Here is a 15,949-nt window from a genome sequence, read left to right on the forward strand (position 1 = left end):
CTTACGAAGGATGTGAGTGTTTCAAGGTCGAATGTAAGGGCGGGCAGGTCCCAAAGTCGGCGATGAAAATTAGCGCTTCTCAAAGCTGCTGGTGACACTCGACGGCGCCTTCTCTTGGCAAGACTATTCTGGTTCAAGAACAGGCCAAATTTGTAGCTTGATAAGTCCTTAGGCGGAAAAAGGAACCTGCGGTCCAACAGATTGCTAAGCTGTTCTGGCGTGCATCCAATCAGCGCAGAGATTCTCGCGCCAGGAGGCGCAACATTTAGTCGGTCAATCCTGATTGGTTCGCCTGCCATCCGCGCGACGGAACTGAAATCACTGATCGCGGTGGATGCGATGCTGCGACTTAGGAAACCTAGTAAGCTCTCTCCCTCGAACATAGTCAGGTGGGCTAGAGGTTCGGGTAACTTTGCAATTGCAGGTTGCTCAACGCGACGCATGTGACTTCATCTCATCACTGATTTTTCGCACTACGGTAACCGTCGAAGCCTTAGGACCTTCAATGAACGGGTCCTGATGGCTACTTACTCCGTCCAATGTTGCCCAGCTGGAGTAAGCAAACTGTATGCTAGTCCAATCTAATGTCCGCAAATTTTGGGCAAAGGCGTACTGCAAGGCACGTCGGAAATGACGAATGATCTGACCAAGAACCCCACCTGTGATGTCGTAAAGGACTGCACAATGTGAGATTGTGGAGGTCGGACGAAATGGGCTGTCAATGACTCCCTCGTCATAAAGGGCTGCACAGAACTTTTCAGCGAATTGGAAGAGATTAACGCAGCTGGCCATTGTAGGCCGACCAGGCGATGAAAAATCGAGGGGCATTTCAGTTCGTGATCTGAGCTCACTGTGTCTGAAAAGGGGCCTGAGCTCATCGGTACCAATCAGTACTATCGAAAAGACGCCGTGGTTTAGAAGGCTTTTCAATCCTGCCGCCATTCTATCGATCGTCGTCTCTTTTAGCATGGCGTGTGCTTCGTCTAGGACGATCAGCGTCGTACGGTCTTTTCGCGCAAGGTCGCGCAGCCGAGCATTCGCCTTTGGCTCCGAATAGTACCTTCCCTTTGCCAGTTCGGCAGCCTCTGCACTTGAGAGGGTCTCAAGCAGCCGCACTTGTAGCTGTCTGGTGGTCTTCGTAGCACCGTCAACTTTCAAATATCGGACGGGGACCATGGTCCTGTCGGCGCGCTTGGCCAGAATCTCGTCCAAAACTATCTTAATGGTTTTGGACTTTGTGGCGCCGGATGGCCCAAAAATTGGTAGCAACCAAAGTTCCGAATGCTTCGCCAACTCTGTTTCCCAATAAGGAGGGAAATCACTTCCGGAAACTCTGGCTTCCGTTTGTTTTATCAGCGACCGAACCCTCGCCCTCGTCTGACCAATCAAGGGATGGTCCACGCTTATTGTATCGAAAATCTCAAGGCGTCGATCGAAGCTGAGCCGGGACCGCTCCGTGGCAGATAGTGCTGCTCTCATGGGGTGATCCTGATGTTGGAAAACGCAAAGTCCAGCTGTTCCTCTCCGATCTCCCTTGGAACCTGGGCCTCACCTCGGTCTAACATAGCGGAATGACTTGCTTGGTCTTTAGCGACTATTTTCTGGTTGCGTTTCCGCGTCGCAGCCGCCTTGGCCGATCCTCTTCTAATCCCTTTGCTACGCGTAGCTGAGTCAGTACGAGTGGCCGAAGGTGTGTCCACGTGTTTAGCGTAGGACGGATGAGACCCTGCGACCTGCTCCTCCAAGGACACACGTTCGGATTTGTCCCGTTCTTCAGCCGCCGATTCCGCTATGGCATTAAGGGCAGCGAGCGTGCGCCTTTGAGATTTTGTTGTTTTCCGGAGCTTGTGAGAATTTTGGATGCTTTCCGCCATCCGCGCCCTAACTCGGATACGATCAAAAGTGTTCTCGTATTCATAGTCATTTTGACGCGCGAATTCTCGGATCTCACTCGAAAGCTTAAAGCTGAGGCCGGCGGGGTAGTCTCTGTTCACATTGTAGAAGGGAACATAATCCCAAGCCGATCCCCGCTTGAAATGGACATGCACGATATTGCAGTCCGCCGGGTTGTACTTAACTTTCATTCGCACGGATTGTTGTCGACTTGAAGGTTTTATCTTACCAGCGGCCGACTGACGACCAAGCTCCACGTTGCGAATCTCGGTCGTGGCTTCAGGGTTGATAAAGCGTTCGCCTTTCATGTCGAAACCGTAGTGCCAGAGTTTGACCTCCAGCGTGTCACCGATTTGGTTCTCTAAGACGCGGATATCGTCGAACATGGGTTGACCATGCTTCTCGTAACCCGCCCTAAGTTTCAGGCAAGGTACTGCCTGAATTCCCCGGTGATGACGTTGTTCGTAGTCGAGCAGCGCATTGTACAATACACTCGTGATGGCAGATAACGGCAACGTTGCATCTAGTTCCGGTTTCAGTTGAAGTCGGCGCATTTCGGTGGGGCCATGGGCAACGCAACCCGGCAGGACATGAAATACCGCATCGTTTACCGACCGAAAAATACGTTCGCCGGGAGATTTTGCCCGACCGTTCCGCCTGGGGCAAAAGTCCACGTCTATTCCAAGTTCCGCGCAAGTGTCGGAAAGCGCGTCAGACAAGTTTTCTAACCCGCGATCCAGCAGTATTGTCGAAGGCTTACCGAAACTTAGAGTATGGTTTTGACCGTCAATCCTGAGGGAATCCAAGTGATCCTTACAGGTCGCGATGTTCTTGATGATCGACATCAATGATGAGATGCTTGGCGGCTCAAAACTAATCCAAAACCCGACTACTGCTCTGCTGAAGACGTCCAACGCCAATGCTATCACTGGACGACCCAACGGTAGATCGGTTTGATCATCGACGGCCATCACATCGCACACGGTGTGATCAATGATCACATACTCGAATGGTCTATCCGTCTGGAGGAAAGGCTTGCTCCCGTTGATCAGTTTTTCGGCTTCGTCGCGGCCGTATTTTATAGATAAGTGGTCGATGTCGCGTTCTTCAAGTATCTTAGTTCTTAAGACCTCGATAGATTTAGGAATAGTGAGCAGTTTCCCGCGGAAAAAGAATTTTTGGTCAATTAAATCTTGCAGCCTGTCTTTCAGAATATCAAAGGCCTGTCGCTCGCTGGCTTCTTTGTTGTTGTAATAAAAATCGACGGCCTCTTTATATGCGCGTTGTATTTCTTGAGGATATATTTTCCTTTTGCCTTCACCCTGCCTCGATATGAGAGGCGCCAGATGTCGGTTTCCAAGTGATCCCTTCTGCAGACCGCGCATAAACTGTCCAGCAGAAATTTTGATACAGTGTCCCCTTTCTTGAGCTTCCGCTCTGTGTCGGGCAATAAAGCGATCAATTTGTCGCTCACTCAAGTTTCCTGATCCGGTGCTGTCATACCGTCGCAAATAAAAAAGTAGCGTCTTCGCGGTTTCAAGCTTTTTGGTAGAAACATCCGGTGGCACCACCAACTTTTCATTCGCGCTTTTGTGGTCCTTCGTTGGAACAGCCGCAGGGACTCGCCGGATAGTCCCTAAACTCAGCAGTTTTAGGAACTGGCCTTGCTCTAAGAGGATCACGTCATCTTCGTTGGGAATTTTGAAACGCATTACGTCATCGACCCCGATGCCGATGAAAGTAGCTCGGCGATCTGGGAAATTGACGGTGTCGTAAAGTTTGATTGGCGCAATGAGGGTCATTCAATGACCTCCACACTGGAAGGCGAAGAAGATTGCTGAACCTTGGTGCTGATGGGAACCGTCCAAATCGGAGATGTACTGCCGATGCGCTGACGCATATTGACGCCGATCACTCGTTGCACAATCGCCGCGTGTAGTTTTGCTCGGTTGGCCAGGCTGCTTAGAGAGTTAAGTAAGCAAAGTTCATCTACCAACGCGCCATACGTTGAACTTCCGGCTCGACTGTCCAGATGCAGGGATATGGCGAGCAGCTCATGTGTGGACAATTTTGTGTGTCGGTCGAGAACGACATTTCGCACGTTTTGCGACAGGATTGGCTGGGAAAGATCTTCCTCTGCTGTCAAAACTGAAAATTGGTATCCGGCGCTCTTGTAAAAGCTTTCGACCGCGAGAATCTTGCGGAGATAGTCCAGGTCACCAACCGCATCTTGGTAATTTTGCTTCGCTTCAATGACCAGCTTTCGGCCATCGGCCAGTGTTTGAAGCATGTCTGGATAGTAAACGAAGTGCTCGTGCTTCCAGCCGCGAGTGGTAGGAACGTCGTTGGGAATATTCTCGTTTGTTGGCGAAGCTACGTTTAGATCGAGTCGATGGGGCTGACACTGATAAGCTGCGACCAGCTCAAATGCTTCGCTGTGTTGGATAAGTAATTGCTCGGCTCGAGCCTCCCAATGCATGGTCCTATGGTTCTTGATGGACTGAAAATGTCCTTCGTGCTTCTGACCCGAAGGAGTGGGAACAGTACGCGTTGGCCCGCCATTGGCAGCGTAAGTCATTTCGCCATGAAGTACGTGAGCGAGCTTCCTTCCGGAGCCAAGGACAAGTTTCCTGAAGTGGTTGAATCGTCCTTGGACGTCGCTCCAGGAGGGAGGCGGAAATAAGGGGGAGTGAGCAGAGTGCCGGCGCATGTTCGTGCTTTCTGCGCGAACAGCGTCCTGCCTCGCTTGACCTTGCGGTCGCGAAGATGCAGACTTCGTTCGCAGCTTGATGATTACATGTTGCTATCGGGGCTGGGGTGGTGACACACCCTCACCTCGGACGAAGGCGTCCTTACGAGGACGCCTTTTCTATTTCGTTCTCATCAGCGAGTGTCCTCCATTTGGGAGCCTGAGTTCCCACAGTCTTGCGTGAGATGTGCGAAAAGATAACGCGCTGTAATCTGTCGTTTCTAGGCCTTAATCGCGATCACAGCTCTGTGTTTTTTTTGCGAAAAACCTCCCTGTGGGAAGCGCTGAGACCCACTTCAACAGGTTTTTGTGGGCTTTTTTCGAGTTGAGAAAAAGCCCTTAAATCTCGCATTAAGACCTGTGGATAGCCGCCAATGGAGATTGATGACAGGCTGCTGGCTAAGGCCCCCGAATGATCGGTTCGTTGGATGAGTAGCCTTCACATCGCTTCTCAACGAGGGTGTTGTCGCTAAGTACGGGTCGCCAGTGCAGGTTAAGCTGTCCGTTACACGTAAGTGCCAAAATGCCATCGATGACGTGCGCGGCGGGAGCGCTCGTAGAGTCGACTATTTGACGAATGCTATTACGTTCCGTCGCAAGAGCTTGGATTCTAATCGCTATTTTGGGATCCACCGGACGTGCGCGTCGGCTCCAGATCATCCTTGCAGTCAATAAACCGTCGCCGTTCAAGACCCTGGCGCGCGATAGGTGCATTGCAGATCGGTAGCCAGCCGGAGCATCGAACTCGCCGTCGGTTGTATTGCATAATATAATCAGGTCGGACCCTTCAGTCCTAAGGCATTCGAACGCAAGAACTGTGTCCGTTGGCAGCGGCAGGGTTCTGGACAGTGGGCCAAGGCTTTTTACATCGGGAGACAAGGTCGCCTGAATGAGCACGTCACGAGGCCACCTAGAGCTGAATTCAATTGGGGTTGGGGTTTTGAAACTCGCGAATCCGTTCCCACGTTTTTTTATCCACGGTCGAGCTGTTTGAGTTGGGTGGAGCAAGTGATTTGGTCCTTAATTGATCTTCAGACAATCATTTTCCAATTTTACTAACAGCAACAGCGATTTTCCGAGTTTTGGTAATCCAGCTTTATAAATAATTTGGACAAATTCTTAGAAATTATAACTTGTAGCGAAATTTATACTTGTTTTCGATTTTCGCTAATCGTCGCCGTTATTTCTATAAGTACAGTGTCGTTACCCGATTTCCAGTTATGCTGCCTTGTGTGTTCTGGATTTTAGCAATAAATTTCAGGCGCTTAAGGCATTGGCGATATTGTTAGAGCCATTTTGGTAGGCGTTCCGTTTTCTTGGGCGGGCTAGTGGCAAAAATTCTTACGGTGCAAGGCTAGTTTCTCCAATGGTTTGGCCAACCATTGTTATTCCGCGCCTACAAACGCTTTGGCGAGAAGCGCGATGGCAGGGATCCGGGTGCAAAAATCTGCGTTTGACCAAGCATAGTTAAATGCCGGGGGCCGCGCGGCTGCTAGAGCGCGCGGTTTTGCGGAGAGGTTTGCAGCGTGGTGAAATACAGAGTTGTTGACTGCCGGGGGCGAGACCGATGGCCAGGAGATGATGGTGGACAGCGCGTCTTCGCCCGAAGACGCTGCGCGCAAGGCGATTGACGAAGTGCTGGTGCGCAGTGGTCGCCGGAGCGATCTGCGGGTGCGGGTTTATTACCAGTATCCTGATCAGGCACTTTCCATGGTGCGGCTGTATGCCAAGGCGATCGACCGCGACTAGGGGCGGCGGCGTCCGATAAAGACACGGAGAGTTCCGGGTTCCTAAGACCGACTTGCGCGGCGACGGGGCCGGCCATAGCGTCGATGCAGGAGGACGAGCATGGACCGGCAAGCGCAATTTGTGGTGGTGGGGGGCGGTACGGCTGGCTGGATCGCCGCGTTCATTCTGCAAGATGCGGCGCGTCGAAAAGGGCTGAACGCCAAGATCAGCGTGATCGAGCCCTCCAAAATCCCCACAGTTGGCGTTGGCGAGGGGACGACAGCGGCATTCCGACTGTTGCTCAAGCATTTCGGCATTGATGAATTCGAGTTTATCCGCGAGACGGGCGCGACCATCAAGCTGGGGATTCGCCATCAGGACTGGCGCCGCAAGGGGCACAGCTATGACGGGCCCATTGATGATCCGCATCAGGTGCTGCGCGCGCCGGCCGGGGCGCCATCGGACTATCTCAATGTCTATGCCACAGCGGCGGGGCGCAGCCTGACCGACATGCACCTTTTCGGGCCGCTGCTGGCACAGACCAAGGCACCGTTTGCCCGCAAGACTGACGGTTCGCTGATCCCGCTGGGGCCGTTTCACTATGGCTATCATTTTGATCAGGCGCTGGTGGGCCGGTTTTTTGCCGGCAAGTCCAAAGGTGTCGAGATCATCGATGCGGTCGTGGCGGGCGTGCAGCGCGATGCCGAGAGCGGCGACGTGACGGCGCTGGAACTGGATAACGGGCAGACGCTGGCGGCAGATTTCGTCATTGATGCGACCGGTTTCCGCAAGCAGTTGATCGTCAAGGAGATGGGGGCATCCTGGACGTCCTATGCCCATGAATTGCCGGTCAACCGCGCGCTGCCATTCTGGATCGATATCAAGCCCGGCGAGGAGATCGCCAACTACACCAAGGCCTGGGCACAGGATAGCGGCTGGATGTGGCAAACGCCGACACAGACCCGCTATGGCTGCGGCTATGTGTATTCGGACCAATTTGCCACGCCCGAACAGGCCAAGGCCGAGGTCGAGGCCTCCCTTGGCCACGAGATCGAAGTGCGGGCCGATATCCGGTTCGACATCGGGCGGCTGGACCGGGCCTGGATCGGTAATGTGCTGGCGGTGGGGCTAAGTTCGAGCTTTCTCGAGCCACTGGAATCCACCTCAATCCACGGCACCATCGTGCAGATGATGCTGTTTGCCGACCGGCATATGAAAGATCCGAGCAAGATCAGCGATGCTGACCGGGCCGACTATAATGGCCGGGTGGGGCGGCAGGTCGATGATTTCCGTACCTTCATCAACATGCACTACATGGTGGAACGCGACGACACCCCGTTTTGGCGCGAGGTGCGAGCCAATCGTATCCACCCCGAAACGCAGGAGCGGCTGGCACTGTGGAAGACCGCTATGCCGCGGCACGAGCATTTTGACGAGCAATTATTCGGTCTGCCGCATGTCCAGAGCCAGCTCTATTATCCGATACTGGACGGGTTGGGGCTGCTGGACCAGAATCTTGCGCGGCGGGAAATGGAAGCAGACCCCAAGCTGCGTCAGTTTGCGCGGCAGGCCTATGACGGGCTGGTCAAGGAATACCGCGCTGCGGCCAGCCAGGCGCTAGGGCATGCGGCATTTCTGGAGATTGTGCGGGGGATGAGGTGAGGGTGATGTGGGCTAACAGGCCCAGATCAAGAGCACCGAGGATGAGTGGATGCGCCGGCGGCGCTGGTTTGGGCGCAAGATCGGGGTTCGTGCTGGTGTAGCGGGCTTTGAGTGGGCGCGCCGCATCAAAGAGGATGCAATGGGCGTTAGGAACTATCTGATCGAGGGCGTATCGGGGAGCGGCAAGACCAGCGTGGCCGAGGAACTGCAGCGGCGCGGCTATCATGTTATTCACGGGGACCGGGTACTGGCCTATCATGGCGACCCGCAGACCGGGGCGCGACTTGAACCGCCGCGTGTGCCTGGGGTGGCGGACAGTGCAGCCTGGGTGAATGCACACTGGATCTGGCCTGTCGACACGGTCCGATCATTGGTGGCTGATCAAGGCGAAGCGATAACCTTCTTCTGTGGCGCCTCAAGAAATTCGCGCCACTTCATTGATCTTTTCGACGCCGTGTTCGTGCTCGAGATTGATGCCCAGACGTTGACCCGGCGGCTAGCCGGGCGGCCGGAGGATGAGTTTGGCGGCCTGCCTGCCGAGCGTGCGCTTGTCATGCGATTGCACGCCACCAAAGAGAATATCCCCGAGCGTGGCACTGCAATCGATGCGACGGCGCCACTGGCGCGCGTCGTCGATGATATTCTGGCAAGAAGTGGCGAGACAGGTCGCGGATCGTCTTCGTAAACGAGCCATTCGGGCGCTGTTCAGGCCGCGTCGCTGAGGAGTTCTTCGGCCAGACCGTATTCATGCAGTTTGCGATAGAGGGTGGAGCGGCCAATCTTGAGGGCGCGGGCGACGCGTGACATGCGGCCGCCATGATGGGCGATGGCAAAGACGATGGCAGCACGTTCGATCTCGGCCAGGGCGGCGATTTCGCCGGTCGGGTCAAGGAAGCGGTCGGGTGCGGCGGGCGGGGTGAAGTCGACGCGTTGGCGGGCGGTGGCGGTGTCGATATGGGTTGGCGCGGCGGCGACGGGGGCGGCTTCGATGGCCTTGATGGCCAGTTCACGCCCGCTGGCCTGAGCGATGATCTGCGGGAAGTCTACGCTTTCGAGGAAGGCGCCATCGCTGAGGATTACGGCGCGATATACGGCATTTTCTAGCTGGCGGACATTGCCGGGCCAGTCGTAATTGCGCAGCAGTTCAAGGGCGGCGGGCGAAATGCCCAGAATGCGCTTGCCAGCCTCGGCCGCGAAGCGGGCGATGAACATCGAGACCATTGCGGGCATGTCTTCCATCCGCTCGCGCAGGGGCGGGGTATAAATGGGGAAGACGTTCAGGCGGTAATAGAGATCTTCGCGGAACTCGCCGGATTTTGCCAGATTGAGCAGGCGGCGATTGGTCGCCGAAATGACGCGGACATTGACGCGCTCGGTGCGGGTGGCGCCGACGGGCTCGATCTCGCCTTCCTGCAGGGCGCGCAGCAGCTTGACCTGGGTTTCGAGGGGCAGTTCGCCCACTTCGTCTAGGAACAGCGTGCCGTTATGGGCTTCGGAGAACTTGCCGGGCTGGTCGGCAATGGCACCGGTAAAGGCACCCTTTTTGTGGCCGAACAGGACGGATTCCACCAGATTGGGCGGGATGGCGCCGCAATTGACGGTGACGAAGGGCTTGCCGGCCCGATCGCCTGAACCCTGAATGATGCGCGCGATAAGCTCCTTGCCGACCCCGGTCTCGCCTTCGATCAGCACTGGAATGGTGGACTTGGCGGCCTTGGCGCACAGGCTGATGACGCGGGCCATGGAGGGCGCCTCGGCAATCATGTCGGTGGCGCTGAAATTGCCCGACTTGCGGGCGCGTTCGGCCCGAATGGTGGCCTCGAGTGCATCCAGCTTCATGGCGTTGCGCAGCGAGATGACGAGGCGCTCGGGCGCGACCGGCTTGACGAAATAATCTGCGGCGCCATTGCGCATGGCAGAAATGACGGTTTCGAGCGAGGCATTGCCGGTCTGGATGATGACGGGGGTGGTCAGGCCTTCGCGGCGCATGGCGTCCATCACGCCCATGCCGTCAAGATCAGGCATGACCAGGTCAAGGATCATCGCGCCGATGTTGCGATCTTCGCGCAGAATGGTCAGGGCCTGTTCGCCGCCAGTTGCCGTAAGCGGCTTGAAGCCGGCCTTGTTGGCGACTTCGGCAGTCAGGCGCAGCTGAACCGGATCATCATCGACTACCAGAATGCGCGTCATTCAAACTCCGGCCTTTTTTGCTACGGCATCGAATCGTGTGCCGTTTTGGGAACAAGATGAGCCGAGGGCCTTAAGAGGGGATTAATCATAGTGATTTTGCTTGAGCCACATTGTTGGCATTGGCACCGGTTTAGCCCGGTAATTGGCGGGGCGGCTGAAGTGTCACTCTTTCCATGAGGGCGCCGTCTGGCTAAGGTCCGCGCGCCATTGACCAGCCGGAGAGACCGCATGACCACGCCCGCTCAAAAGAGCCACAACGAGTTCGGCACATTGCCGGTGTGGGATCTGACGGACCTTTATCCCGGCGGCGACAGCGCCGCCTTCAAGGGCGATCTGGAAAAGGCCAAGGCGGACGCGGTGGCCTTTGAGGCGGCCTATAAGGGCAAGCTGGTCGCGCTGACCAAATCAGGTCAATTGCTCAAGGCGATCAAGGACAGCGAAGCGCTGGGCGATCTGACCGGCCGGCTCGGCTCGTTCGCCTTTCTGCAATATGCACAGAAGTCGACCGACCCCGACCGGGCAAAGTTCATGGGTGACACCAATGAGGCGATCACCAATCTGGCCACCAAGGTGCTGTTCTTCGAACTCGAACTGAACCGGATTGCCGATGCCGATCTTGAGGTAGCGATGGTGGGCGACAGCGAGCTGGCGCGCTACCGGACCTGGTTCGACGAACTGCGCAAGGCCAAGCCCTATCAGCTCGATGATAAGCTAGAAGAGCTGTTCCACGACAAGTCGACCACGTCGTTTTCGGCGTGGAACCGGCTGTTCGACGAGACGCTGAGCAGCCTCGAATTCGAGGTGAACGGCGAAACGCTGAGCATGGAAGCGGCGCTGCACCTGCTTTCGGACAAGGATGAAACCAAGCGCGAAGCCGCGTTCAAGGCGCTGGGCAAGACGCTGGCGCAGAATGCGCGGCTGTTCACCCACATCACCAATGTGCTGGCCAAGGACAAGGAAATTTCTGATCGCTGGCGCGGCTACCAGGACATTGCCGATAGCCGGCATATGGCCAATTCGGTGGAGCGTGAAGTGGTCGATGCGCTGCAAAAGGCGGTCGAGGATGCCTATCCCCGCCTGAGCCATCGCTATTACAAGATGAAGGCCAAATGGTTCGGCAAGGACAAGCTGAACGCCTGGGATCGCAATGCGCCATTGCCCACAAGCGACGAGCGGGTGTGGGACTGGGATAGTGCGGTGTCGACGGTGATGGAGGCCTATGGCCAGTTCTCGCCTCAGCTGGCGGAATATGCCGAGCCGTTCTTCAATTCGGGCTGGATCGATGCGCCCAGTGGCGATGGCAAGCTGTCCGGTGCGTTCGCGCATCCGACCGTGCCCAGCGCGCATCCCTATCTGATGCTGAACTATATGGGGCGTTCGCGCGATATCATGACGCTGGCGCACGAGCTGGGTCATGGCGTGCATCAGCGGCTGGCTGCAGCGCAGGGCCCCATTCTGGCCAATACACCATTGACCCTGGCCGAGACCGCGTCGGTGTTTGGCGAGATGCTGACCTTCCGCTCGCTGCTGGCCAAGACGACCGATCCAAAACAGCGCTTCGCCCTGCTCTCGAGCAAGGTCGAAGACATGCTCAATACTGTGGTACGGCAGATCGCATTCTACACCTTCGAGCGGCGCGTTCACACCGCGCGGCGCCAGGGTGAGCTCAAGACCGAAGAGATCAATCAGATCTGGCTCGATGTGCAGCAGGAATCACTGGGCGACGCGGTGATTGCCAATGAAGGCTATGATGTCTTCTGGGCCTATATTCCGCACTTCATCCACTCCCCATTCTATGTCTACGCCTATGCCTTTGGTGACTGCCTTGTGAACTCGCTCTACGCGCAGTATGAGAAGTCCAGTGAAGGCTTCGCCGAGCGCTATTTCGAGCTGCTCAAGGCCGGGGGAAGCAAGCATCACTCCGAACTGCTTGCGCCGTTCGGACTGGATGCCAAGGATCCCCAATTCTGGTCGCTGGGTCTCTCGATGATCGAGGGGCTGATCGACGAGCTGGAAGCAACGGCGCCCTGAGTGCCAATTTGCGTGCCTGCAATCGGGCACTTAGACTTATAGACTACTGGACTTACGAGGACGAAATGGCCACCAAGCACCGCCCCGAACACCATTCCGATGTGCAGGTTGAATCGCCGATGGACTATGCCCAGCACGAGGCCACCTATAATGGCTTCATTACCGGCACGAAGTGGGCCGTGATTGGCCTGGCAGCATCCATGGTCATTCTTTACTTCCTGATCCAGCCCTGATTTCAGCGCGGGTACAGGCACTTTATTCGAGCCTGTCCGCCGGACAGGCGGGCAGGAGACTTTTATGAAAATTGCCATCGTCCGCGAGCGTGTCGAGGGAGAGAACCGCGTTGCGGCTACCCCCGAGACGGTCGGCAAGCTCATCGCGCTGGGTGCCAGCGTTCAGGTCGAGAAAGGCGCCGGGCTCGGCTCGCGCATTCTGGACAAGGACTATGAAGCGGCGGGTGCGGCTATTGCGGCCAATGCTGCGGCTGCCCTGAAAAGTGCTGATGTGGTGCTGACCGTGCGCCGCCCAAGCGCGGCCTCGCTGGCCGGTGTCAGCAAGGGTGCGCTGGTGATCGGCGCGCTGGACCCCTATGGCAATGACAAGGACGTTGCGGCGCTGGCCAAGGCCGGTGTGACCGCAGTGTCGATGGAATTCATGCCGCGCATCACGCGCGCACAGGTGATGGACATCCTTTCCAGTCAGGCCAATCTGGCCGGCTATCAGGGCGTCATTGAAGCCGCAGCAGCGTTTGACCGCGCATTCCCGATGATGATGACGGCGGCCGGCACGGTGCGTCCGGCCAAGGCCTTCGTGATGGGTGCGGGTGTGGCAGGGCTGCAGGCGGTTGCCACGGCCAAGCGTCTGGGTGCTGTGGTTTCGGCCACCGATGTGCGCCCCGCTGCCAAGGAACAGGTAGAGAGCCTGGGCGGCAAGTTCGTTGCCGTTGAGGACGAAGAGTTCAAGCAGGCTGAAACTGCTGGCGGTTACGCCAAGCAGATGAGTGCCGAATATCAGGCCAAGCAGGCCGATCTGACAGCGGCGCACATCGCCAAGCAGGATATCGTGATCACCACCGCGCTGATCCCGGGGCGCCCAGCGCCGCGGCTGATCACCAAGGCAATGGTGGAATCGATGGCACCGGGTTCGGTGATCGTCGATCTGGCGGCCGAACGCGGCGGCAATGTCGAATTGACGGTGCCAGGCCAGGTTATCGAGCATAATGGCGTGACGATCATTGGTTACACCAATGTGCAGGGTCGCATCCCGACCACCGCCAGCCAGCTTTATGCCCGCAATCTGCTGGCCTTCCTGACGACGCTGATCGACGCCAAGGAAAAGAAGCTCGCCATCAACTGGGATGATGAACTGGTCAAGGCGACCGTGCTGACGCGCGATGGTGCGGTGGTGCATCCAAGCTTTTCCGGTGGTGACGCCAAACCAGCAACGCCTGCCAAGGCTGATGCCAAGCCGGCCGCAGCCAAGAAGCCTGCGTCCAAAGCTGCGGGTGCCAAGCCAGCAACAGCCAAGCCTGCTGCGAGTAAGTCGACCGCGGCCAAACCAGCTGCCGCCAAGACCGCGACAGCCAAGCCGCCAACCGCCAGAAAAATCGCGGCCAAGCGCAAGGCTGAGGCCCTGATCGACGCTGCGGCAGCGCCCAAGCCCGTGCGGGCCCGGCCTGTGCGCAGCAAGGCAGCAGCAGACGCTGACGCGGCAGCCAAGACCGCAGCTGCCAAGACGGCAGCGGCGAAAAAGCCAGCTGCCAAGAAACCGGCGGCCAAGAAACCAGCCGCCAAGTCGGCCGCTGCCAAGGCACCAGCCAATACGCCTGCCGAAACCAAGCCTGATACACCCAAGGGAGACCAGTAATGGAAGCCATCGACCCGTTCACTTTCCGGCTGGCGATCTTCGTGCTGGCGATCTTTGTCGGCTATTTCGTGGTGTGGTCCGTCACACCGGCACTGCATACCCCGCTGATGAGCGTGACCAACGCGATCTCCTCGGTGATCGTGGTGGGTGCCCTGCTTGCCGTTGGCGTGCATCTGGCGACCGATTCCAGCTGGCTTTCCAAGCTGTTCGGCTTCATCGCCCTGGTGTTTGCGAGCGTGAATATCTTTGGCGGGTTCCTCGTCACCCAGCGCATGCTGGCCATGTACAAGAAGAAGGGTTGAGCCAATGATCTCTGCAGATATTGCAGCCCTTCTCTATCTCGTTTCCGGCGTGCTGTTCATCATGGCGCTGCGCGGGCTATCGAGCCCAAGCTCGTCGCGTCAGGGCAATATGTTCGGCATGGTGGGCATGGGTATTGCCATCCTCACCACGCTGGCCGTTGCGGCGCCAAGCGATCTGATCAGCTGGGTGTTGATCCTGGGTGGTATCGGTCTGGGCGGCGGCATCGGCGCCTATATGGCGCGTACCGTTAAAATGACCGACATGCCGCAACTGGTTGCGGCCTTCCACTCGCTGGTCGGTCTGGCAGCGGTGTTCGTGGCGGCTGCGGCGCTCTACGCGCCTGAAGCCTTCCACATTGCCGAGATTGATCCGGTGACCGGCGCTGTGGGCCATATCCACATGCAGGCGCTGATTGAAATGAGTATCGGCGTTGCTATCGGTGCCTTCACCTTTACCGGCTCGGTGATCGCTTTTGCCAAGCTGAACGGCAATATGAGCGGCAAGCCAATCATCCTGCCCATGCGCCATGCGCTGCATATCGTGATGGCAGTGGTGCTTCTGCTTCTGGTCTGGGCCTTCGCTACTTCGGCTTCGCCATGGTTGTTCTGGCTGATCACCATTCTGGCCCTGGTGCTGGGTGGGTTGATGATCATTCCGATCGGCGGCGCGGACATGCCCGTTGTGGTGTCGATGCTCAATTCCTATTCGGGTTGGGCAGCTGCCGGCATCGGCTTTACGCTGGGCAATACGGCGCTGATTATCACTGGCGCATTGGTGGGTTCCTCGGGCGCGATCCTGAGCTACATCATGTGCAAGGCCATGAACCGCAGCTTCATCTCCGTTATCCTTGGTGGCTTTGGTGGCGATAGCGCCGCTGGCGGCGCTGCAGAAGAAGATGATCGTCCGGTCAAGCAGGGTGCCGCTGAAGACGCGGCCTTCCTGATGAAAAATGCTGGCAAGGTCATCATCGTGCCGGGCTATGGCATGGCGGTGGCGCAGGCACAGCACGCGCTGCGTGAAATGGCCGATATGCTCAAGGCCGAGGGCGTGACGGTCAAATACGCCATTCATCCTGTGGCGGGGCGCATGCCCGGGCATATGAACGTGCTGCTGGCTGAAGCCAATGTGCCCTATGACGAAGTGTTCGAGCTTGAAGACATCAACTCCGAGTTCGCGCAGTCCGATGTGGCCTTCGTGATCGGCGCCAATGACGTGACCAATCCATCGGCCAAAACCGACAAGACGTCGCCGATCTATGGCATGCCGGTGCTCAATGTTGAGGATGCGGGCACAGTGCTGTTCATCAAGCGCGGCATGGCGGCCGGGTATGCGGGCGTGCAGAACGAACTGTTCTACCGCGACAATACGATGATGCTGTTTGGTGATGCCAAGAAGATGACCGAGGAAATCGTCAAGGCGCTTGGACACTGACTGGATTGTTGTTAGTCGATGAATAATATAGGGTCGCCTCAGGGCGGCCCTTTTACTTTGCAGTCTCGACTATTCTTCCGGGGCCGGGGAGGGTGG

At 57.0% G+C, this 15,949-nt stretch carries 11 protein-coding genes and 1 pseudogene; 8 read left to right on the top strand and 4 right to left on the bottom strand.

Features of this window, described 5'->3' with window-relative positions; all coding sequences use genetic code 11:
* Positions 1-429 precede the first annotated feature (429 nt).
* The 3 genes from AC0L37_RS02195 to AC0L37_RS02205 form a co-directional block, all read right to left on the bottom strand.
* Positions 430-1,293, bottom strand: coding sequence for an ATP-binding protein (locus AC0L37_RS02195; RefSeq protein WP_282222115.1), 864 nt, complete (start codon positions 1,291-1,293; stop codon positions 430-432).
* A 182-nt stretch (positions 1,294-1,475) separates the two neighbouring features.
* Positions 1,476-3,695, bottom strand: coding sequence for an integrase catalytic domain-containing protein (locus AC0L37_RS02200; RefSeq protein WP_282222114.1), 2,220 nt, complete (start codon positions 3,693-3,695; stop codon positions 1,476-1,478).
* Positions 3,692-4,471, bottom strand: a complete 780-nt coding sequence (locus AC0L37_RS02205; RefSeq protein WP_282222113.1) for a hypothetical protein — start codon at positions 4,469-4,471, stop codon at positions 3,692-3,694. The genes AC0L37_RS02200 and AC0L37_RS02205 overlap by 4 nt, the downstream gene beginning before the upstream one ends.
* A 1,713-nt stretch (positions 4,472-6,184) precedes the next feature.
* Between AC0L37_RS02205 and AC0L37_RS02210 the strand changes: the two genes are divergently transcribed.
* The 3 genes from AC0L37_RS02210 (at position 6,185) to AC0L37_RS02220 (ending at position 8,717) form a co-directional block, all read left to right on the top strand.
* Positions 6,185-6,391 carry a hypothetical protein gene (locus AC0L37_RS02210; protein ID WP_473314085.1) on the top strand — a complete coding sequence of 69 codons (207 nt, stop codon included), beginning with the start codon at positions 6,185-6,187 and terminating at the stop codon, positions 6,389-6,391.
* 99 nt (positions 6,392-6,490) lie between these two features.
* Complete coding sequence (locus tag AC0L37_RS02215) at positions 6,491-8,032, top strand: tryptophan halogenase family protein (protein WP_282222112.1); 1,542 nt, start codon at positions 6,491-6,493, stop codon at positions 8,030-8,032.
* Between the two features lie 139 nt (positions 8,033-8,171).
* Complete coding sequence (locus tag AC0L37_RS02220) at positions 8,172-8,717, top strand: AAA family ATPase (RefSeq protein WP_282222947.1); 546 nt, start codon at positions 8,172-8,174, stop codon at positions 8,715-8,717.
* A gap of 20 nt (positions 8,718-8,737) precedes the next feature.
* Here the strand turns inward: AC0L37_RS02220 and AC0L37_RS02225 are convergent, their stop codons facing one another.
* Positions 8,738-10,222, bottom strand: coding sequence for a sigma-54-dependent transcriptional regulator (locus AC0L37_RS02225; protein ID WP_212656839.1), 1,485 nt, complete (start codon positions 10,220-10,222; stop codon positions 8,738-8,740).
* A 228-nt stretch (positions 10,223-10,450) separates the two neighbouring features.
* Here AC0L37_RS02225 and AC0L37_RS02230 point away from each other — a divergent pair, with 228 nt between their 5' ends.
* From AC0L37_RS02230 to AC0L37_RS02250, 5 genes and pseudogenes are all read left to right on the top strand, one after another.
* On the top strand, positions 10,451-12,253 hold the full coding sequence (locus AC0L37_RS02230; protein ID WP_282222111.1) for a M3 family oligoendopeptidase: 1,803 nt from the start codon (positions 10,451-10,453) through the stop codon (positions 12,251-12,253).
* A 65-nt stretch (positions 12,254-12,318) separates the two neighbouring features.
* Positions 12,319-12,486: an aa3-type cytochrome c oxidase subunit IV gene (locus AC0L37_RS02235; RefSeq protein ID WP_212656841.1), complete on the top strand. Its 168-nt coding sequence runs from the start codon at positions 12,319-12,321 to the stop codon at positions 12,484-12,486.
* Positions 12,487-12,550: 64 nt separating this feature from the next.
* A pseudogene (locus AC0L37_RS02240) lies at positions 12,551-13,831 on the top strand (Re/Si-specific NAD(P)(+) transhydrogenase subunit alpha); the annotation flags it as partial.
* Between the two features lie 287 nt (positions 13,832-14,118).
* Positions 14,119-14,421 carry a proton-translocating transhydrogenase family protein gene (locus AC0L37_RS02245; protein WP_269370188.1) on the top strand — a complete coding sequence of 101 codons (303 nt, stop codon included), beginning with the start codon at positions 14,119-14,121 and terminating at the stop codon, positions 14,419-14,421.
* 4 nt (positions 14,422-14,425) lie between these two features.
* Entirely contained in the window at positions 14,426-15,853 is a 1,428-nt protein-coding gene (locus AC0L37_RS02250) for an NAD(P)(+) transhydrogenase (Re/Si-specific) subunit beta (RefSeq protein ID WP_249327544.1), read from the top strand.
* Positions 15,854-15,949: the final 96 nt, after the last annotated feature.

This window comes from Devosia sp. J2-20, from assembly GCF_055808475.1.